Genomic DNA, 20,215 nt, shown 5'->3' on the forward strand with positions numbered 1-20,215 from the left:
TTCAATGCGGTTGGCGGTGCCGTTTCTGATCAGATCGGATAGCGCCTCCCGCTCCAGTTCCAGCTTTTTCATACCGTTTCGGTCGACAAAGACGTAGACATCCTGAATGTCGCCGATCCAGACCAGTTTCAAGGGTTCCAAATTATCGTCAATTAGGACGGTCAGCCATTCTCCAACCCGGAGTTGATCGACTCCTTCGTCGTGACTGATGGTCTTATCGGCAATTTTATCGGTCTCGGAAACCGGGAATGTGATCATTTCCGCCTGGTTATCAGGGGCTCCCGACAATAATGTTTTCAATTGGCGCAGTATTTTTTGCTGTACAAACGTATTGGTGCAGACCTGCTGCAGGTGGGTATCGATGAATTCCAGCGTCGTTAGCGTTTGCGCTTCGCTAACCTTGTTTGGTCCGGTTAGCCAGTTATTCAGCTGATCGATGAGACGCAGATAGTTGCTAAAGGCATCGTCACCGGCGCCGTCATTTAATTTGGCGATGACCAATAAATGTTGCCAACCGGCCGCTAGCAGAGCCGTGATGATTTTCGGGATGCGTTTGCCGGCAAAGCGCCGATTGAGTTCGTGCTGGACCGATAGACGCGCTTTTTCCAACTTCTGTTTGCCTTCATAAACTTCGATGATGCGTTTAATGTTGTGGTCGATGGATTGATTGACCGATTGAGTCAGCTCATTGAGTTGCCGTTCCACCGACACGAAAATATCGGGATTTTTCACTGACTGATGGGCGATTTGTTCGACCAGTTGATCTAAGGTCTGCTTAAGGCGTCGGTTCCGGATCACTTTATTGTCTTTGACGGCCGACTCCAGCCAGGCCAGGTGATTGACGATATTACGGGCAGGATGCTGATCGGATTCGAGGAAGCTCGGATCCAGCAAGGCTTGAGCCATGACGGGCAAATAAATGTTTTGCAGATACGGTTGAATTTCCTTGTTCAACGACATGTCCCTGAGCAGGGTGTCAAACAGACGTTGATGGACATCGAGAGCACTTTGGTCGGCGTTGGAGAGATTTTTGTGGTCGCCAGCGAATTTTTTTAACGTCCGTTGCAGTTCCTTTTGCAGAGACTGGCCTTCGAGATGGGGAGTGGGGCTGCCGGCGGTTTTTTTTGCAAGTGTGACAGGGCGGCGGCGATTTCTTCGGGTGAATATTCCGCATCCCTGGACGGCGACTCGGCGGTTGTGGAGTGCTGGGGAGAAATTTGGCCTTTAACCAGGCGCAACAGATGACTGGCGACATTGACGAGCGGTTGGCTGCCTTCGGTGTTAAGCGCCGTTTGAGTGGACGGAGTGTCTTTGTTGAAGGCGGCATTTGCAGGATATCTAGGATAAGTCCTATCGGCAGTAGCAAGGCCTTCCGTAACTGCGTTGCCTAGGATGATGTTTTTCCAGGTGTTGGGCCCCGTAATTTGTCTGGGAGCGCCATGGGCAACAAGGATTTGATCCATTTTTTTATATAAATCCGGCAGACAGTCATGCAGCGTTTGTTCAAAGACAGCATAGAGGGTGCGTTTGACCTGGGGATTTTCCTCTATACCGGTTAAGGCGTCACGTAAACAGTCGCATAATTTTTCCGGGCTGGCGGGATTGCTCGCGCTATTGGCATCGGCGCCGATAAGATAGGCCGTTTTGTGTTGCAGTTGTCGTAGCTCCGATCGGTATGACGCATCCAGGTTTCTGATGGTGGCCGATAAATCGAGCCAGTCTTCAAACTCATTTTTATCAACCAATGACAGCGGTAAGGCTATTTCCTTGTCTTCTCGACTTGGTTGGTTAACGTGACGAGGCTCTTGCAGTGCGGCATGGCAAAATCTGTCAAACAACATGTTTTTGTTGAGTTGCAGATTGGGAATGGCGTCGAGTAAGGCCGTATAGTCGTGAAAATCGGCGACATGCTCGGCGGTTTCAGTTAATTTCGGCGCCGCTCGTTGATAAAATTGCCGGAATATCCTCGACAGATGCGCCTGCAACAGGGTAGCCAGCTCCGCTTCCAGGATATTCGATGGATCGCGAGGCGGTCCATTGGTCGTCGAAGAGGCTTCGTCGGAGATTGCTGCGTGCTGTTTTAGCGCCTGAAAAGCCGCTTTGGCATCGCCTGCAAACGCGACGCCGACGCCATGGGCGCGGAAATGGCGGATTTGTACGTCTAACTCGAAGTCTTTGCCGCCATCTTGGCCAAGGTTCAAGGTAAATTGAACCTGTAACATTTGTTGAAGTTGTAAGTCCCCGTCCTGATGAGCTTGTTGCAGTTCTATGAACAAACCGCCGGAGCAAAAATCCCGTATCATGCCTTTAATTTGCTGGGAATCATTAACGACCAGCGTGGCGGCTAGTTCAATTCCATGACGCATATAACGGCGACGCTTTATCATAGGCATTCGGAAATGTAATATTAGATGAGTTGCTAAGACTTGATCAAACATAACTATTCAGCGTGAGATAGGGCATCGGCAGCGGCCGCCGCACAGGGAGGTGCAAGTGACGCGTGAGGCAGGATGCCTTTAGCTGCCAGGGATTTACCCAACACCGAAATACCCCAGGTTATTGGCTATGATTAAAAATCTTCGTTAATTTAGGTGCTGGGTAAACGCGTCCTCAGAAATCAATGACCTACTGCCTAAAACCCGAAAGATAGTGAATAGTTACCAATCATACTGCTAAAAAATAAATTGCCAAAGGAAATAAACATCAGAGCCACGACTATTGCCAGGTCCTTAGGAGCTTCGGCGCGAACCGCGGCTTAATGCCATAAGCCGTTAATATGCCATCTGGGCCGACGTTTTACCGTTCGTCTTTGCAGGATATCTTGCAAGGGACTGCTGCCCAACATCAATGGCAGCGGAGTTACGGTTTCCGGAATCTTAAGCTCCATTAAACGACGCACTCTTTCCTGGGTGGGAGGATGGGTGCGCAGCAAAGACGGCTCGGGTATTCTGCGGCCGGGGAAAAATACGCGCTCCATCCAGCCTCCCTGCACATGTTCAATTTTAATCAGCGCTCGGGCCAGAGTTTCCGGGGCGCCGGTTAGACGCGCCGCATTCAAATCCGCATTGTATTCTCGGGTTCGGGACAAGCCGAGTTGAGCTAAGGCGCAGATATTGGGCGATAAAATCAGCAATATGATGGCAAACCAGTTTATAGTGGCGTCGGTGAGCAGGATCAAAGGCAGGTTAAGCAACAATAATAGCTGACCAAATAAAGAAAGCAGACTGGTTAGGCGGCTGAACATGTCGGCCAGCCCCATTACGCCCATATCATTGTTGCCGATATGACTGATTTCATGGGCTAACACCGCGACCAGTTCCTCGATATTCAGCGCGCGCAACAGGCCGTCGCTGATGCCAATGCTGGCGTCAGAAGTTTGGCCGACCGAAAAGGCATTGAGCGTTCGGCTGGGGATGTAATGCAGTGACGGCGCCTTGCTTAAACCGGCCCTGCGGCTCAATTCTTCGATCGCCCTATGGATCAGCGGGGCCTGATGGGGCGGCAACGGATAAGCGCCGTATAGGCTCATGATCAGATTTGGCGTAAATCTAGGATTTAACAGCAGCAACAGCAAGCACATCAAGGCCAGGGCGATGACGCCTTCGAATTCCCATAGCAAGTAGCCAAGCAATAACATGAGGCTGCCCATCACCACGAGCAACAACAGGGTTTGCATCCGATTGGCTAAGGAGTGTTGCTTCCAGTTGTCTACATCAAGCGCCATAATGCGGGACTCTTTGATTAATTCGCCTGGGCTCGATGCCGGTGCGTGCGAGCCCAAGCATAGTGGTCTAACGAATGATCAGATAAAAGAATCTGCCGCTGCGGTTGATATGCAGCAACAACTCTTTATCCGTCCGACTCAAGGCCTTGCGTAAACTATCGATGTCGCTGACCCGCTTGCGATTCGCGCCGGTAATGATATCGCCGGGACGCAAGCCGCTGTAAGCGGCCATGGAGTTGGGCGCAATCGCGGTGATAATCACGCCTTCGTTGTTGGGCGTATTTTCCAATTTGACGCCTTGCAGTAGTGCATGCTCGCTGGCGGCGACGGCTTTAGGCTTTTGGATTTCGACGCTGAATTTGCGTTCTTTGCCGTCGCGAATCACTCCCAATGTCAGTTCGTCGCCTATCGCCTTGACCGCAATCATGCTGCGCAGCCGGCCGGTGGAACGGGTCATTTGATCGTCGACGCTGATGATGACATCGCCCGCCTTCAATCCGGCTTTGTCGGCGCCGCCGCCCTCTATGACGCCGGTTACCAGCACGCCTTGCTGACCGTGTTTCAGATCGAAGGCCTTGCGCAAGTCCGAGGTGATGTCTTGGATATTGACGCCGATCATCCCGCGTCGGACTTCACCGAATGCGAGTATTTGCCGCATGCTTGCATTGACCATGTCGATCGGAATTGCGAAGCCGATGCCGATATTGCCGCCCGAGGGGGCGATGATGGCGGTATTGATGCCGACCAATTCACCGAGTAAATTAACCAATGCGCCGCCGGAATTGCCCGGATTGATCGAGGCGTCGGTCTGAATGAAGTTCTCGTAGCCCTCGATGCCCAACCCGGAACGTTCCAATGCACTGACTACACCGGTCGTGACCGTTTGTCCCAGTCCGAACGGATTGCCGATCGCGACGACGAAATCTCCGACCTCAAGCAGACTGGAGCGACCTATTTTCACTTCGGTCAGATTCGAGGCCTTGATTTTCAGCACGGCGATATCCAGGTCGCGGTCTTCGCCGACGACCTCGGCCTTAAAATCACGACCGTCGATCAACGACACATAGACTTCGTCGGCATTGTTGATGACGTGAAAATTGGTCAGCACTATCCCTTCGTCTTTATTAACGATGACGCCGGAGCCGGCGCTTTGTTGACGCCGCTTCGGCTGATAGCGGGGCTGCTCGGGAATTTGAAAAAAGTGGCGGAAAAAAGGATCGTTTAACAACGGGTTGTAAACTTCCCGGGTCGAAAATGTAGAAATATTGACGACGGCCGGATTCACTTGTTTCAACATCGGCGATATGGACGGCACCGGCCGGCCGCTGCTGTCATAGTTCGGTAACGCGGCATTAGCGGCGGTAACGGAAAACAAGGTAATACACAGGATTAAGACTCGATGGGCAAAAAACATGACGACCTCTGCTGGTTCTGAAAGAGTAAAATGGGCGGAATTATGCTCCCGCCCTATTGCGCTCACGATTTTTCGATGTTGATGGTTCTTGTATCGCTGTTCGGCTGTTGTTCGCGCGGTATGCGCATGGTCAGCAGGCCGTTTTTCATCGATGCCTTGATGTGGTCGGCATCGGCATCATCCGGTAACGACAGAACCCGCTGGAAGGCTCCATATCGGCGTTCGATGCGATAGAAGCTCTTGTCTTGGTCTTCACTCGCTTCTTGTTTGTTTCCTTCGATGGACAGACGCCGTCCGTTCAGCTTAATGTTCAGGTCTTTTTCTTCCAATCCCGCCGCTTCCAGCGTAATCGTGTATTCCTTGTCGTCGCTGGAGATATTCAGTTCCGGATTGAAGGTCGGCAATCGTTGCCATTGAAAGCCGGTCTCAGGAAAGACGTCCCGGCTAAGCGCTGGAAATCTGAAGCCTCTGAAGGCCTCGTCAAACAGACGGTCGATTTCGCGATGAAAGCGGGCCATGGGATGCTGCGCGCCGAGTTGTTTATCGTATTGCTCTCTGCGTACCGGTATGGTGTCCGGTTGGGCAGTCGGGGATTCTTCGTGTTTAAACCAATTCCAGGGGTTCAGTTTTTTTAAGTTCATAGCCGATCTCCCAAATTTTCAAACAGATAAGACCAACATTTTTCGTAACTATTCAGCTTGATACTAAGAAAATTTTTCTTTTACTATCAATTGCTTGCGGAAGAAGTGTATGCGGCAAGGATGTCGCATCCAAGCCTATAGGGACATATTTACGGCGTCTTCTGGAGCAAGTAACTGATAGTAAAAGTATTTTTATACTGAATAGTTACCATTTTTCATTTTTCTAAAATTAACGCAAAATCATTTGATGGATAATCTAACACATTATTTAAGTCGTTATCGCTTTGTTTGCACCCAAACTTTTCGAGTATTCTGCTTCAGGGCGAGTCGTTGTTTCGCTTTGAAACCATGCACAGCAAGCCATATTGATTTAAACTTCGTCAGAAGCGTTAGTCATATAGGGTGTCAATAATGGAATTTAAAGACTATTACAAAATCATGGGCGTCAGCCGGGATGCCAGCAAGGACGAAATCAAGCGCGCCTACCGAAAGCTGGCGCGCAAGTATCACCCCGACGTCAGCAAGGAGCCGGATGCCGAGGCGCGTTTTAAGGAAGTCGGCGAAGCCTATGAGGTATTGAAAGATCCGGAAAAGCGTGCCGCCTATGACCGTTTAGGCGCCAATTGGAAGGCCGGACAGGATTTTAGGCCGCCACCCGACTGGGACAAAGGTTTTGAATTTCATAGCGGAGGCTTTACCGACGCCGACGCCTCCGGGTTCAGTGATTTTTTTGAATCGCTGTTTGGCGGCGGCCTTTTCGGAAGAGGTTTTCAACGCGCGAATTTCAATGTCCGCGGCCAAGATACCTTCGCCAAAATCAGCATCGATCTGGAAGATGCCTTCAACGGGGCCACGCGTAACATCAATTTGCGCAACACCGAGTTGGGCGAGGACGGCCGCCCGCACGTCAAGACTCGCTCGCTGAATGTGCATATCCCCAGAGGCATACGCCAGGGCCAGCATATCCGCTTGTCTGGGCAGGGTGGCGCTGGCAGCGGTCAGGGCAAGGCCGGCGATCTTTATTTGCAGATCGAATTCAATCCGCATCGTTTTTATCGCGTCGATGGCAAGGATATTATGCTGGATTTACCGATAGCGCCTTGGGAGTTGGCTTTGGGGGCAAAAATAAAAACGCCGACGCCGAACGGTCCGGTGGATTTGACGATTCCATCCGGCAATTTATCGGGCAAGAAACTACGCTTGAAAGGCAGAGGCATTCCGGGCAAGCCGCCCGGGGATCTTTATGTTATCCTGCAGATTGTCTTACCGAAAGCCGACAGCGACCAGGCCAAGGCTTTATATCGGGAAATGCAGCAAAAACTGGGGTTTAATCCGCGTGCCGGAATGGGGGTTTAGATGACTGATAAATCCTATGTGTTAAAAGGCGTCGTGTTGGAAGAAGAAATGGAGTTCACGCTCGTCGATCTGAGTCGAGCTTGTTCGGTCCATGCCGAGTGGATCATCGCGCTGGTTGACGAAGGCATTTTGGAACCCAGCGGCAATGATGTGACTGAATGGCGTTTTAGCGGTGATAACCTGAAACGGGTTCTTGCCGTTCAGCACTTGCAAAAAGATCTCGGCGTCAATTTGGCCGGCAGCGCGCTGGTGTTGGAATTATTGGAGGAAATCGAGGCTTTGCGCGCCCGCGTTGCCGCACTCGAAGGTCTGCACGAGCGATAGTCATCGCGGTTACGAATCAACCTAGTACAACACCATTATTCCAATGGCGGGTAAAGACATTAAAAAATAGCTAAGAATTCATCCGCTTGCTAAAGCAGACAACTCGTCAGATGAAAATGGATGCTGTACTAGTACATAGTCAATATTATTCTGTCGGCAATTGCGAATGTAGGTGCAGATTTAGCCACGCTATGCGAATAAATTCGCACCTATCGCAGCAATTTCCAGTTTGGCTTTCAAAAAGGGCATGGGTCAACGGCGCTCCTCGCCAGACACACCTTAAACACAGCAAAAATGCTAAAACTGGGAATGGCTGGCGCCTACCGAGTACCCGTCATATATAACATGACTGAATATTAGCGACGTTCCAAGCGTCGATATTTCGCATCGTAACCCGGGGGATAAAGCCTTGGATAATAATTTATTCGATTTCGTTTATCGCTATTTATCTCAGCCGCAGGTATGGCCCTGGTGGGTGATGTCCGCCTCGATTGTCCTCGGCATCGTCTCCGCCTGGGCCACTTGGCAGGTGCTGCAATGGCGACAAACGCAACGGGAAAGTCAGCCAAAACGCGCCGCTAAAAAAGCTTGGCACGCGCTGGACCCAGAACAAGTGCTGGTCAAATTAAACGCTTCGGAGTCCGGCTTAGCGCCGGCAGAAGTCTCGAAGCGTCAGCGTCGCTACGGCCTCAATCGTCTACCGGAAAGCAAATCGCGCAGCGCCATATTGCGCTTCTTCGGCCAGTTCCACAACTTGTTGATCTATGTGCTGCTGATTGCTGCGTTGATTACCTATTTAATCGGCCATATCGTCGATAGTGCGGTCATCGTCGGCGTCGTCTTGATCAACGGACTGATCGGCTTTATTCAGGAGGGCAAGGCCGAGAATGCGTTGCGGGCGATTCGTAACATGCTGTCGTTGCAGGCGACGGTGATGCGCGGCGGCAAACAGCTGAGCATCGCGGCCGAACAACTGGTGCCCGGCGATATCGTGTTGCTGCAATCTGGCGATAAGGTGCCGGCCGACTTGCGTTTGCTGAAATGTCGTAATTTCCGAGTGCAGGAAGCGGTGCTGACCGGAGAGTCACTGCCGGTTGAAAAACAGGTCGAAGCGGTCGAGCGACGGGTGGAGCTCGGGGACCGTGTGAGCATGGCTTATTCCGGCACCCTGGTCAGCAGCGGTCAGGCGACAGGCGTCGTCGTGGCTAGCGGCGGCGATACCGAAATAGGCTTGATCAGCGCGTTGGTGGCTCAGGTCGAAACACTGACGACGCCATTATTGAAGCAACTGGCGCATTTCGGCCGCTGGTTGACCGCGGCTATCCTGTTATTGGCGACGGGCACTTTTCTATTCGGCTTTTTCTATCGCGGCTATCCGATGACCGAAATGTTCATGGCGGCCGTAGGGTTGGCCGTCGCCGCGATACCGGAAGGCTTGCCGGCGATCATGACCATCACCTTGGCGATAGGCGTGCAACGAATGGCTGATCGTCACGCGATCATCCGTCGTTTACCGGCCGTTGAAACCTTGGGCTCGGTGACAGTGATCTGCTCCGATAAAACCGGCACGCTGACCCGCAACGAAATGACGGTCGGTTCGGTGCTGACCGCCGAACAGTCATTTTCGGTCAGCGGCGTCGGCTATAATTCTGATGGCGGTTTTCAATGTCAGCAACAGGCCGTTGAAGCGCGGAATTTTCCGGTGCTGCAGGAACTGGCCCGTGCGGCGTTGCTGTGCAACGACGCCGTTTTGCATGAAACTAATGGCGAATGGACTCTGCAAGGAGATCCGACCGAAGTTGCATTACTGGCGATGGCGCTGAAAGCAGGTTTGAAAATCATGCCGGAGAGGGAAAAATGGCCGCGCACCGATGTCATTCCGTTTGAATCGGAACACAGGTTCATGGCGACCCTGCATCATGATCATGCCGGCCAAGGTTTTACTTATATCAAAGGCGCGCCGGAAAGACTGCTGGAGATGTGTACGAAACAGCGCAACGGCGCCGAAGACGGCGCGCTGGATCGCGATTATTGGTTGGAGCAGATGCAGGCCCTGGCGCAACAAGGGCAAAGGCTGTTGGCGATCGCGATCAAAGAGGGCGGCGACGGTTTGAGGAGCCTAGAATCCGATGATCTGGAAAGCGGTCTGACCTTGCTTGGCGTCGTCGGCATGATCGATCCGCCGCGTTCCGAAGCGATCGCCGCCGTGCGCCAATGTCAGCAGGCCGGCATCGTGGTCAAGATGATTACCGGCGATCATGCCGACACCGCGGCGGCGATCAGTTCGCAATTAGGCTTGAACGGCCAGGGCGGCGTATTGGCTGGCCATCAAATCGAAGATTTATCCGATGCGGAATTGCGGCGGACGGTCGGCGAAGTGAATATTTTTGCTCGCTCCAGCCCCGAACATAAGCTGCGTCTGGTTAAGGCCTTGCAGGCCAATGGCCATGTCGTCGCGATGACCGGCGACGGCGTCAACGATGCGCCGGCGCTGAAAAGGGCCGATGTCGGCACGGCGATGGGACAAAAAGGCACCGAAGCGGCCAAGGAAGCGGCGGAAATGGTGTTGACCGACGATAATTTCGCTTCGTTGGCGCAGGCCGTCGTCGAAGGGAGAACGGTTTATGACAACCTTAAAAAGTCGATATTATTTATATTGCCGACCAGCATCGGCGAAGCATTGGTGATTATCGCCGCAGTCATGCTCGGCGAGCAGTTGCCGATCACGCCGGTACAGATCCTTTGGATCAACATGATCACGACGGTGACGCTGGCGTTGACCTTGGGTTTCGAACCCAGCGAAGAAGGCATCATGCTGCGGCCACCGAGGAATCCGGACGAACCGTTGCTGACGCCGTTGTTGGTTTGGCGCATTCTTTTTGTCTCTCTGATCATGCTCTGCGGCGCTTTCGGCCTGTTTCTGTGGGAAAAATGGCAGGGTGAAACGATCGAACATGCCCGTACCGTGGCGATCAATACGATAGTGATGTTTGAAATCTTCTATCTATTCAACTCTAGGAAAATCGAGGCTTCGATCGTCAATTGGCGGGGGGTGACCGGCAATCGTTATGTGTTGCTGGCGGTGGCGATCCTGATCGTGTTTCAATTAGCCTTCACCTATTTGGATGCGCTGAATCATTTGTTCGGCACCGTCGCGATCGACGCGGAACAATGGCTGCCGATCATCTTGATCGCCTTTACGGTGTTGCCGCTCGTGGAGATCGAGAAATTGCTTATCAGGGTATTCAAAAAGCCTAGGCGGCCGACTTAAATCTATTTTATCGCCCGGATCAGTTTGACCATGTCGCCGCTGGCCGGGTCCAGCAGTACCTTTTGAAACGGACGGGCCTGGACATTTTTCAGCGTTTGCCGGTTGATGTTGGCGCCGACCAGCGATTTGATCAGCGGGTTCATCAGGTTCATCATCGCCGCCATGACCTTGTTTGAACTCAATACATGCTCCAGCAATAATACCTGCCCGCCGGGTTTGCAGACCCGGTAAAGTTCCTGTAAGCCTTTGTTGGGTCTGGGCACCGAACAGAACACAAAGGTCGCGATCACGGTGTCGAAGCTGTTGTCGGCATAACATAAGGATTCCACATCCATCAGCTCCAGATCGACATTGATATGCTTGCGATCGCGTTTGTTTTGCGCCTGTTCCAGCATTTTCGGACTGAAATCGATGGCGGTGATGTTGGCGTCCTGCGGATACAAGGGAAAATTCTTACCGGTGCCGACGCCCACTTCAAGGATATGCGGTCCCCTGGCCTTGGACCATAATAGCTTGCGCCAACGGCTGAAAAACAAGCCTTCCAGGACGCTTTCCAGGACTTCGAAATAAGGTGCAATACGGTCGTAGCGGCGTCGAGTTTTTTCGCTGTCGGAGCTCATCGTGGAATAGCCTGGAAAAAGTGGGTGACAATAATGGGCCAGCTGGGTTGTCTCCCGATACCCAACTGACTCACCGTCTTCGTCGGTTAATTCTCAAGTTGCTGAATGCCGTCCAAATACCATTTAGGCTGGATGCTGGTTTTCGGTTTGATGAAATGCCAGACTTCGCGAATTTGTTCGGCCTGCTCATTGGCGTTTTCACGCATGATCGCATCGAACAGCACGACCGCTTCCAGTTCCGAGCCGATTTCGCGCACTTCCAGTAGTTCCGCTTGCAGTTTCAGCACGTCGGTTTGGTCTTCTTCATCGTTGGCCTGCAATTGTTCCTTTATTTCGGCAAAGACCTTATCGGTGGTTAGGCCGCGAATCTCAGCCAAATCCCGGTTGTCCCAGGCGGTCTGTAGGCTGCGGAAGGCGATTTCGGCGCCGGCCAGGAAATCCTGTTCATTGAAGCCGTCGGGTATCATCGCCGGGGTGAAGTCGGCGTCCTGTTGAGCAGGGCTACGTGTATTCATGTTGCTTGTCTTGTCCTTGTTGAATAACACGTCGGTGTCAAATTCGGACGAATTGCCGCCATAGGTCTGTTGATTGTCGCGGTATTGAAAAGGCGTCTGTGTATCATGGCCATCATTGCGACTATAAGCCGGTGATGGCGTTTGTCCGGCCTTGGCCGCGAACAGGCGGTAGAGCAGATAGGCTATGCCGCCGAATATCAGGATATCCATGAAGTTAAAGCCTTCGAAGGCGCCGCCGAAAAGTAGCGAACCGAGCAGCCCGCCCAGAGCCAAGGCGCCCAACATGCCCATTAGGCCGCCGCGTTTGGAAAGATTCTGTTTAAGCGCCTGATTCTTATTATGAGCCTGCTGTTGACTGGCGGAACGGCTGCTCTGGCTGGTTGTTGAGCGGCGATAAGGCGAGCTGTAAGCAGACTTGCCGCCAAATGAGCGGGCGCCTCCGAAGCGTTTGGCTTCAGCATCGGATATAGCGCCCAAAGAAAAGGTCAGGGTCATGATGAGAGTTGCTGCAAGACCAAAAAATTTATTCATAACGTAATTTAAGTATCGGTGTTGTTGAATTAATAAGATTTATCTTATGTTCTGGGTAAATTAATTATTTTCAAGTAGAATAGTTAACTTTATCTCGCTTAGCAATTTTAAGATGATTTCATTCCTGCAAAAAATGATCATGGCGCTATTGGTGTTGCTGCAATTTGCAGCGCCGCTGGTGCATGCGCATGCAGGCATGGAAATCTCTAATCTGGGTGTGCATGTGCCAGGGTTGGAAGCTCTGTCGGTTGGAACGGATGTGGACAAGTTTAGTTCCATTAGCGGTCAATATCATCAGGATAGCTGTTTGGTCGGCATCAGTTCGGCGATACCTCAGAAGCAAGATGCATCCGTTGAGTCTTCGTATATTGATTCGTATATTCCGGCTGAGATGGTCTTTTCCATCGCGCTAAATGGCTGCACGATTAATTTTTCCCCGCAGGATAAGTCGCTCGTCGATCGTCTGCTTTTCTGTCTGCACAGTCCCCGTGCGCCTCCCCGTACTCTTCCTCTTTAAAAGTCATCGTCAGAATTTCTGACCTCTGTAAAAACTTCTTTTTATTTACCTGCGATCCGTTCGCAGCGGAGTTTTAGTATGAAAGGCTCTAGCTTAGCTAAGTTTTGTCTGCCGTTGTTATGTCTGACGGCAACGCCGAATTTTGCCGAAAATAACTATATTGTCGAACATGTAGATCCGATCAGCATCGATGTTCAGCTGACCCTGCCTCAGGTCATCGAGCAAACGCTGGCCAAATATCCGGATCGGACGCTGAATCAGGCGCTACAACGGGAAGCCGATGCCTTGAAGCAGCGTGGGGACAGCTGGTTGGCGGGTTCCTCCAGCCTATCGGTGCAATATCTCGATGATGTCGTGGCCGATGATATCGGCTATCGACAGATTTCCGGACAAATACAAGTTCCATTATGGAACTGGAATCAACGTTCCGCCGGGGAGAAGGTCGCCGAGCAGGCGCAGTTGTCCGCGGACAAGCAAGTGGCGGTATTGAAGCTGCAGGTTGCCGGATTGGTCAGGGCGGCGTTATGGGATCTGGCGCTGGAAAATATCCGTTATCAGCAGTCCAAACAGATTCTCGATATTTCCGAGAAGCTGTTGCAAAAAATCCGTCGCCGGGTGGATTTGGGCGACCTGCCCCGCTCCGATTATCTGCTGGCAAAATCGGATTATCTGCAAAAACGTTCCTTGGTCACTCAGGCCGAAGCGAAAGTGATGCATGCCCGAAAAAATTATTCCATCCTTACCGGCATGAACCGGATTCCGGAAAATTATACCGAAACCTTAAGCGAGGAAGCGACGATCAGCGATCGACACCCGCTGTTGCAAGCCGTCAACGCCCAGATCGAACGCAAGCAAGCGGAACTGCATTGGGTGAAAAGCCAGGGTTCCGGACAGCCGAATCTACAGATCGGCATGCAAAACGAGAGGGATCAGCGCGGCGGCCGCGCGATACAAAGCGCCGGCGTCGGTATTTCCATTCCGTTTGGCGGCAAGGCCTTTCTGCAGCCGCAGGTTGAGCAGGCCAATATAGAACTGACTCAGGGTCTGGCCCGGCGCGAACATTTATATCGTCAGCTGGAGAAAAATCTGCATGAAGCTGAGCATGCGCTGGAAGTGGACGAAGCGGAACTGGCGATCGCCAACGAAATGAAAGAGATCGCCGAAAGACATCTGAAGATGATCGAACTCAGTTTCGCCGCCGGCGAGATCAATTTACTGGACTTGTTGAAGATTCAGGCGCAAACCCATAACGCCATCCGTCACGCCAAAGAACATGAAGTCCAAAAGCAACGTCACATCGCCTTTTATAATCAGGCGGTAGGAGTACAACCATGAGAATTCTTTTATGCACCCTGCTGTTGTTGATCGGCAGCAGCCCTATACAAGCTCAAAATGAGCAGATCAACATCTCGCAAATGCAGTTTTACAATCTGGGCGTCAAAATCGGGCGCTTGCAGTCGATTGAACAAATCCCCCTGCTTTATGCGCCGGCTAAAGTAGTTGTGCCGCCCAGTCAGGAATTCATCGTCAGCGCTCCGCAGGCCGGCTTGATCAGCAAGCTGAATGCGGCCGTCGGCGATCGAGTCGAAAAAGACCAGGTGCTGGCGCATATCAACAGCCCGGAATTGCTGACGCTGCAACGTCAGTTTCTGAAGGCCGGCAGTGAACACCGCTTAGCCTGGCTGGCTTATCAGCGCGATAAAAAACTGCTGCGGGAAGGCGTGATTGCCGATCGGCGCTGGCAGGAAACCCGCAGTCTATACAGCAGTAAGGTCTCGGAGTTGAACGAGGCGAAACAACTGCTGGAAATCGCCGGCATGTCGAAAGCGGACATCGACAGCCTACAGAAAAATCGTCACCTCAGCAGCCAGTTGAATGTTCGATCGCCGATTACAGGCGTGGTGCTGGAACGCATGGTGGTTGCCGGCGAGCGCCTGGATATTCTGGAGCCGCTGTATCGCATCGCCAACCTGAATCTGCTCTGGCTGGAGATCAACATTCCCCAGGAGCGCGTCGGCTTGATTAAGGTCGGCGATCAGGTGCTGGTCGAAGGCGGCGAGGTCAGGGCCAAAATCAGCATGCTGGGGCAGAGCGTCAATCCCGATAATCAGACGGTGTTGGCGCGCGCCGTGATCGACAACAACCGGCGCAAAATCCGCGCCGGACAGACGGTCAATACGCAAATTATCCAGGCCGCCGCCGGTCAGTCCGCTTATAAGGTTCCCAATGTGGCGATCGCGCAAAACGAAGGGCAAGCCTATGTGTTTGTTCGTAACGACGATGGTTTTGTCGCCACGCCGGTAACGGTGATCGGCAGGCAGGACGAAGATTCGGTGATCAGCGGTCCATTAACGGGACGTGAGGAGATTGCCGTGCGCGGCGCCGTGGCGCTGAAAGCCAATTGGCTGGGCTTGGGCGAGGATGAATGATGACTGCGCTGATACGTTTTGCGCTGAGCCAGCGCATCTTAATGCTATTGTTTATTCTGCTGCTGATCGGCGGCGGTTATTTGGCCTTTCAGAAAATTCCGATCGACGCCTTTCCGGAGGTCTCCCCGACCCAGGTGAAGGTGATCGTCAAGGCCAACGGCATGACCCCGGAAGAAGTCGAGACTCGTATCACGACGCCGTTGGAGTATGAATTGCTCGGCATACCGAAGCAGACGATGTTGCGTTCGTTGGCCAAGTATGCGATTACCGACATTACCATCGATTTCGAGGAAGGCACCGATATCTATTGGGCCAGGCAACAGGTGGCCGAACGCCTGAATACGATCTGGGCCGATTTGCCGGAAGGCGTCGAAGGCGGCATCGCCCCGATGACGACGCCGCTGGGGGAAATGTTCATGTTCGCGATCGAAGGCGGTGATCTGGATCTGATGGAGAGACGGACGCTGTTGGACTGGGTGATCAGACCGGCGCTGCGCACCGTGCCGGGGGTGGCCGATGTCAATTCCCTGGGCGGCCTGGTGCGTAGTTTCGAAGTCGTGCCCGATAATACCCGGATGACCTCACGGGGCATCAGCATCGGGCAACTGGTCGATGCGTTGAAGAGCAACAATCGCAATGACGGCGCCGGTCGTTTGACCGAAGGCGAGGAGACGCTGATTGTCCGGGCCGAAGGACGCATCAAGACCGAACGCGATGTCGGCGCCATCGTCGTCGCCGAACATCAAGGCGTGCCGATTAGCGTAGCCGATGTGGCCAAAGTGCGCATCGGAGCGCTGACTCGTTACGGCGCGGTCAGCAAGGACGGTAAAGGGGAAGCGGTGACGGGGCTGGTGCTGAGTCTTCGTGGCGCCAATGCCCGCCAGACCGTCGAGGATATCGAGAAAAAGCTGGCGGAGCTCAGTAGCGGTTTTCCGGAAGGCGTCAAGGTCAATGTGTTCTACAATCGCGGCACCTTGGTGGAAAAGGCGGTCAATACCGTGTCCGAGGCGCTGGTTCAAGCGATCGTGCTGGTCGTCGTCACCTTGATTCTGTTTTTGGGTAATCTGCGCGCAGCCTTGACCGTTGCGCTTGCTTTGCCGCTGGCGGCGTTGTTCACGTTTATTTTAATGCATTATACCGGCATGTCGGCCAACTTGATGAGTCTGGGCGGCTTGGCCATCGCCATCGGCATGCTGGTCGACGGCGCCGTGGTGGTGGTCGAAAACATCACCACCCTGTTCGCCGATAAGGAAAAGTCCAAACGCTTGCCGCATCTGCACAGCATCTACCGGGCGACCCGGGAAGTGGCGCTGCCGGTCGTTTCCGGCACCACGATCATCGTTATCGTGTTCGTGCCGTTGCTGACTTTGCAAGGGTTGGAAGGCAAGCTGTTCACACCGGTGGCGTTGACCATCGTATTTGCGTTATCCGGTTCGCTGTTATTGTCGCTGACGGTAATTCCTGTGTTGGCGTCGTTTTTATTGAAAAATGTGTCGGACGAGGAACCTTGGCTGCCCAGGCAATTGCAGAGGCTTTATTTGCCGGCGTTGGATTGGTGTCTACATAACAGCAAAAAAGTGTTTATCGGCGCCCTCGCGATGTTGTTGGTGACGGGGTTGATATTTACCCGGATCGGCAGTACGTTCATGCCGACCATGGATGAAGGCGACATCATCGTGCAGTTGGAAAAGCTGCCGTCGATCACGCTGGAGCAATCCGTGGCTCTGGATGTGCAAGTCCAGAAGAATATCCTGAAAAACATTCCCGAAGTCAGCAGTGTGGTTTCACGGGTCGGCACCGACGAACTGGGGCTGGACCCGATGAGCTTGAATGACACCGATACCTTCATGGTGCTCAAGCCCAAGGATCAATGGCGCATGGAAACCAAGGAAGAATTGATCGATGAAATCCGCAAATATATGGCGGAGACGCCGGGCATCGCCTTCGGTTTTACCCAGCCGATCGAAATGCGGGTGTCGGAAATGTTGACCGGGACCCGAGGCGATGTCGCCGTCAAGCTGTTCGGCGCCGATTTGGAGGTGTTGAATCAAAAAGCCCAGGAAATCGTCACCGTGCTGAGAAGCATTCGGGGAGCCAGCGACGTGTTTACCCGGGAAAACGAAGGCATGCAGTTTTTGCAGTTGGAGATCGACAAACAAGCGGCCGGGCGTTGGGGGCTGAGCAGCGACGAAATTCAAATGCTGTTGCGTTCGCAGATTGAAGGATTGCGGGTTGGCATCGTGCAGGAAGGCATTGTGAAATCGCCGCTGATCGTGCGCGGCGACAGTAATAGCGCTAATTTCGATAATTTGCAGATCGCCCTGCCAGAGGGCGGTCATGTGCCGATCACCGAGGTGGCCAAGATCAAACGCGTCGAAGGGCTGGTGTCGATACAACGGGAAAGAGGTCAACGTTTCGTCGTGATACGCAGCAATGTCGAAGATCGCGATTTGGTCGGCTTCGTCGACGAAGCGCGTCAGGCCGTCGCCGATAAAGTGTCGTTACCGAGCGGCTATTACGTCGAATTCGGCGGCCAGTTTGAAAACCAACAACGCGCCGCGGCGCGGCTGTCGCTGGTGATTCCTGTCTCGTTGGGTTTGATTTTCTTACTGCTGTTTTCCACGTTTGGTTCGGTCAGACAGGCGACGCTGGTATTGTCCAATATTCCGCTGGCGATGATCGGTGGCGTCTTCGCCCTGTGGATTTCCGGCGAATATCTGTCGGTTCCGGCGTCGGTCGGCTTCATCACGCTGTTGGGGATCGCGGTATTGAATGGGGTCGTAATGGTGAACTATTTCAACCAGTTGTTCGATACCGGCATGGATCTGGATGAGGTGGTGTTGGTCGGTTCCGGCAGACGTCTGCGGCCGGTGTTGATGACCGCCTGCACCACCGCCCTGGGTTTGATTCCATTGTTGTTCGCGAGCGGGCCGGGTTCCGAAATACAAAAACCCCTTGCCATCGTCGTGATTGGCGGGCTGGTATCGTCGACGTTTCTGACTCTGGTTTTATTACCGATATTGTATCGCTTATTCGGCCAATCTAAGGAGGCGAGAGCATGAATCATCAGGAGTTTCTAATCACCCTCAATGTGCCTCCCAGTCTGGAGGAGGCGATTGTCGATTGCTTGCTGACCTTCGAGTCGGAACACGGCTTCAGCAGCTTGCCGGTGTCGGCGCACGACCATAGGAATGAAGGTTTGTCGGTGGCCGAGCAGGTCGGTGGCCGGCAAAAAAAAGTGCGCTTTCAGATGTATATCGAGAAGCAGGCTTTATCGGCCTTGATCGATCGATTGAGAGCGGATTTTGCTGGGGCCGGCATCCATTACTGGGTGATGCCGGTGATCGAAAATGGCCTGATTTAATAAGGACTCTTTGGCTAATTGCGATGCAGGAGGGGTTAAATGCAATGATGCGCCTTCTGCGTCGGCCGCATCCTATGTTTCCTGCGTTCCCCGCTCCGATCACCATTGTCGATAATTGCATAAATCGTAGGAGCGCCGCTCCCGGGGCAAAAAACTCAAGGCAATAAAAACCTGAAAAGGCGGCCCAGATGCATTTATACTAGACCCTAGCTCATTATTCGGTGAGGCCAACCATGCGCGCTATCGATCTCATCACCTTATCCTATCGCAGCATCGGCAGCCAGAAATTGCGCTCGGTGTTGACGGCGCTGGGCTTGATTATCGGCATTGCGGCGGTGGTGATCCTGACGTCGATCGGTCGCGGCGTGCATCAATTTGTATTGGCCGAGTTCACCCAGTTCGGCACCAATCTGTTGGCGGTGTTTCCCGGCAAGACCACGACGTTGGGCTTGTCCGGCGCGACGATCAGCACGGTCAGGCCGTTGACCCAGGATGATGCGGCTAGCCTGGAAAGATTGGATCATGTCTTAGCGGTTGTGCCGGTGATACAAGGCAATGCCAGGATTGAGGCCGGCGATAAACAACGCCGCGCCAGCGTCTTCGGTGTTGGCGCGGCGGTTCCGGAAGTGTGGAAAATCAATGTTCAGCAAGGCAGGTTCCTGCCGGCGGGCGAGATGAATAACCCGCGAGCGTTTGCGGTGTTGGGCAGCAAACTGCGTGATGAGCTGTTTGGCGGCGACAATCCGCTGGGAAAGCGGGTGCGTATCGGCGCTGACCGTTATCGGGTCATCGGCGTAATGGAGGAGAAAGGTCAGATGGTGGGGTTTGATATGGACGACTCGATTTATATTCCGATCGGTAAGGCATTGGAAATGTTTGATCGGGAAAGTGTCATGGAAATAGATCTACTCTATCAAAGCGGGGTTGCGGTCGAAGGCATCGAAAAAGCGGTTAGCCGCTTGTTGGTCGCCCGTCACGGTCAGGAGGATTTTACCATCATTACCCAGAATCAAATGTTGGAAACGATGGACTCCATCTTGAATATTCTGACTATGGCGGTGGCCGCGTTAGGCAGTATTTCGTTACTCGTCGGTTCGGTCGGCATCTTGACGATCATGACCATCGCGGTCTCCGAGCGCATTTCGGAAATCGGCCTGTTGCGAGCGGTGGGCGCAGAACAGCGCACCATTTTCCAAATTTTTCTCGCCGAAGCATTGGCCTTGAGCTTGGCCGGCGGCGCCGGCGGCATCTTGTTAGGCATCGCCGTTGCGCAGGCGCTTAAGCTGGTCGTGCCAAAACTACCGGTGGAATTGGCCTGGTATTACATCGTCGGGGCGTTTTTTATTTCATTGGTGATCGGTATCGCCGCCGGCGTATTGCCGGCGATGAAGGCGGCGAGATTGAAGCCGCTGGACGCATTGCGCACCGAATGAAGGTCGCTTATTACATCGCCTTCATAGGTGTACTGAACGAAGTGAAGCTCATGCTCTTCCTGCCCTTGGCGGTGAG

Annotated in this window: 14 protein-coding genes and 1 pseudogene; 9 read left to right on the forward strand and 6 right to left on the reverse strand. The window is 53.1% G+C overall.

Annotated features, from left to right (window positions below):
• Positions 1 to 6: 6 nt before the first annotated feature.
• From Q9L42_RS04160 to Q9L42_RS04175, 4 genes and pseudogenes are all read right to left on the reverse strand, one after another.
• Positions 7 to 2,438: pseudogene (locus Q9L42_RS04160) on the reverse strand (DUF1631 family protein); the annotation flags it as partial.
• A gap of 317 nt (positions 2,439 to 2,755) precedes the next feature.
• On the reverse strand, positions 2,756 to 3,724 hold the full coding sequence (locus Q9L42_RS04165; protein ID WP_305909683.1) for a zinc metalloprotease HtpX: 969 nt from the start codon (positions 3,722 to 3,724) through the stop codon (positions 2,756 to 2,758).
• A 67-nt stretch (positions 3,725 to 3,791) separates the two neighbouring features.
• Positions 3,792 to 5,138 (reverse strand): DegQ family serine endoprotease, encoded by a 1,347-nt coding sequence (locus tag Q9L42_RS04170; protein WP_305909682.1) that lies wholly within the window; start codon positions 5,136 to 5,138, stop codon positions 3,792 to 3,794.
• 62 nt (positions 5,139 to 5,200) lie between these two features.
• Positions 5,201 to 5,779 carry an Hsp20/alpha crystallin family protein gene (locus Q9L42_RS04175; protein WP_305909681.1) on the reverse strand — a complete coding sequence of 193 codons (579 nt, stop codon included), beginning with the start codon at positions 5,777 to 5,779 and terminating at the stop codon, positions 5,201 to 5,203.
• A 411-nt stretch (positions 5,780 to 6,190) separates the two neighbouring features.
• On the opposite strand from Q9L42_RS04175, the gene Q9L42_RS04180 reads away from it, so the two are divergent.
• From Q9L42_RS04180 to Q9L42_RS04190, 3 genes are all read left to right on the forward strand, one after another.
• Positions 6,191 to 7,135: a DnaJ C-terminal domain-containing protein gene (locus Q9L42_RS04180; protein ID WP_305909680.1), complete on the forward strand. Its 945-nt coding sequence runs from the start codon at positions 6,191 to 6,193 to the stop codon at positions 7,133 to 7,135.
• Positions 7,136 to 7,459 (forward strand): chaperone modulator CbpM, encoded by a 324-nt coding sequence (locus tag Q9L42_RS04185; protein WP_305909679.1) that lies wholly within the window; start codon positions 7,136 to 7,138, stop codon positions 7,457 to 7,459.
• Between the two features lie 409 nt (positions 7,460 to 7,868).
• Positions 7,869 to 10,730: a cation-transporting P-type ATPase gene (locus tag Q9L42_RS04190; protein WP_305909678.1), complete on the forward strand. Its 2,862-nt coding sequence runs from the start codon at positions 7,869 to 7,871 to the stop codon at positions 10,728 to 10,730.
• 2 nt (positions 10,731 to 10,732) lie between these two features.
• Here the strand turns inward: Q9L42_RS04190 and Q9L42_RS04195 are convergent, their stop codons facing one another.
• On the reverse strand, positions 10,733 to 11,350 hold the full coding sequence (locus Q9L42_RS04195) for a class I SAM-dependent methyltransferase (protein ID WP_305909677.1): 618 nt from the start codon (positions 11,348 to 11,350) through the stop codon (positions 10,733 to 10,735).
• Positions 11,351 to 11,436: 86 nt separating this feature from the next.
• Entirely contained in the window at positions 11,437 to 12,396 is a 960-nt protein-coding gene (locus Q9L42_RS04200; protein WP_305909676.1) for a Tim44 domain-containing protein, read from the reverse strand.
• Between the two features lie 112 nt (positions 12,397 to 12,508).
• Between Q9L42_RS04200 and Q9L42_RS04205 the strand changes: the two genes are divergently transcribed.
• The 6 genes from Q9L42_RS04205 to Q9L42_RS04230 all read left to right on the forward strand — a co-directional run bounded on the left by Q9L42_RS04205 (position 12,509) and on the right by Q9L42_RS04230 (position 20,139).
• The gene (locus tag Q9L42_RS04205; protein ID WP_349432030.1) at positions 12,509 to 12,913 is read left to right on the forward strand and encodes a hypothetical protein; all 405 of its coding nucleotides are present in this window, start codon (positions 12,509 to 12,511) and stop codon (positions 12,911 to 12,913) included.
• Between the two features lie 78 nt (positions 12,914 to 12,991).
• The gene (locus Q9L42_RS04210; RefSeq protein ID WP_305909675.1) at positions 12,992 to 14,248 is read left to right on the forward strand and encodes a TolC family protein; all 1,257 of its coding nucleotides are present in this window, start codon (positions 12,992 to 12,994) and stop codon (positions 14,246 to 14,248) included.
• Positions 14,245 to 15,342, forward strand: a complete 1,098-nt coding sequence (locus Q9L42_RS04215; RefSeq protein WP_305909674.1) for an efflux RND transporter periplasmic adaptor subunit — start codon at positions 14,245 to 14,247, stop codon at positions 15,340 to 15,342. The genes Q9L42_RS04210 and Q9L42_RS04215 overlap by 4 nt, the downstream gene beginning before the upstream one ends.
• Complete coding sequence (locus Q9L42_RS04220) at positions 15,342 to 18,404, forward strand: efflux RND transporter permease subunit (protein WP_305909673.1); 3,063 nt, start codon at positions 15,342 to 15,344, stop codon at positions 18,402 to 18,404. The genes Q9L42_RS04215 and Q9L42_RS04220 overlap by 1 nt, the downstream gene beginning before the upstream one ends.
• Entirely contained in the window at positions 18,401 to 18,706 is a 306-nt protein-coding gene (locus tag Q9L42_RS04225; RefSeq protein ID WP_349432033.1) for a DUF3240 family protein, read from the forward strand. Before Q9L42_RS04220 ends, Q9L42_RS04225 begins: the two co-directional genes overlap by 4 nt.
• A gap of 233 nt (positions 18,707 to 18,939) precedes the next feature.
• A complete protein-coding gene (locus Q9L42_RS04230; protein WP_305909672.1) occupies positions 18,940 to 20,139 on the forward strand; it encodes an ABC transporter permease in 1,200 nt (399 codons plus the stop codon).
• The last annotated feature ends 76 nt before the right edge of the window (positions 20,140 to 20,215 follow it).

Origin of the sequence: Methylomarinum sp. Ch1-1, assembly GCF_030717995.2 — a bacterium.
Classification (GTDB): domain Bacteria; phylum Pseudomonadota; class Gammaproteobacteria; order Methylococcales; family Methylomonadaceae; genus Methylomarinum; species Methylomarinum roseum.

Coding starts and splice junctions, on each gene's coding strand:
- Q9L42_RS04170 (WP_305909682.1), bottom strand. CDS start 5,138: ATGTTTTTTGCCCATCGAGTCTTAATCCTGTGTATTACCTTGTTTTCC.
- Q9L42_RS04165 (WP_305909683.1), bottom strand. CDS start 3,724: ATGGCGCTTGATGTAGACAACTGGAAGCAACACTCCTTAGCCAATCGG.
- Q9L42_RS04215 (WP_305909674.1), top strand. CDS start 14,245: ATGAGAATTCTTTTATGCACCCTGCTGTTGTTGATCGGCAGCAGCCCT.
- Q9L42_RS04230 (WP_305909672.1), top strand. CDS start 18,940: ATGCGCGCTATCGATCTCATCACCTTATCCTATCGCAGCATCGGCAGC.
- Q9L42_RS04210 (WP_305909675.1), top strand. CDS start 12,992: ATGAAAGGCTCTAGCTTAGCTAAGTTTTGTCTGCCGTTGTTATGTCTG.
- Q9L42_RS04175 (WP_305909681.1), bottom strand. CDS start 5,779: ATGAACTTAAAAAAACTGAACCCCTGGAATTGGTTTAAACACGAAGAA.
- Q9L42_RS04225 (WP_349432033.1), top strand. CDS start 18,401: ATGAATCATCAGGAGTTTCTAATCACCCTCAATGTGCCTCCCAGTCTG.
- Q9L42_RS04205 (WP_349432030.1), top strand. CDS start 12,509: ATGATTTCATTCCTGCAAAAAATGATCATGGCGCTATTGGTGTTGCTG.
- Q9L42_RS04180 (WP_305909680.1), top strand. CDS start 6,191: ATGGAATTTAAAGACTATTACAAAATCATGGGCGTCAGCCGGGATGCC.
- Q9L42_RS04185 (WP_305909679.1), top strand. CDS start 7,136: ATGACTGATAAATCCTATGTGTTAAAAGGCGTCGTGTTGGAAGAAGAA.
- Q9L42_RS04220 (WP_305909673.1), top strand. CDS start 15,342: ATGACTGCGCTGATACGTTTTGCGCTGAGCCAGCGCATCTTAATGCTA.
- Q9L42_RS04200 (WP_305909676.1), bottom strand. CDS start 12,396: ATGAATAAATTTTTTGGTCTTGCAGCAACTCTCATCATGACCCTGACC.
- Q9L42_RS04195 (WP_305909677.1), bottom strand. CDS start 11,350: ATGAGCTCCGACAGCGAAAAAACTCGACGCCGCTACGACCGTATTGCA.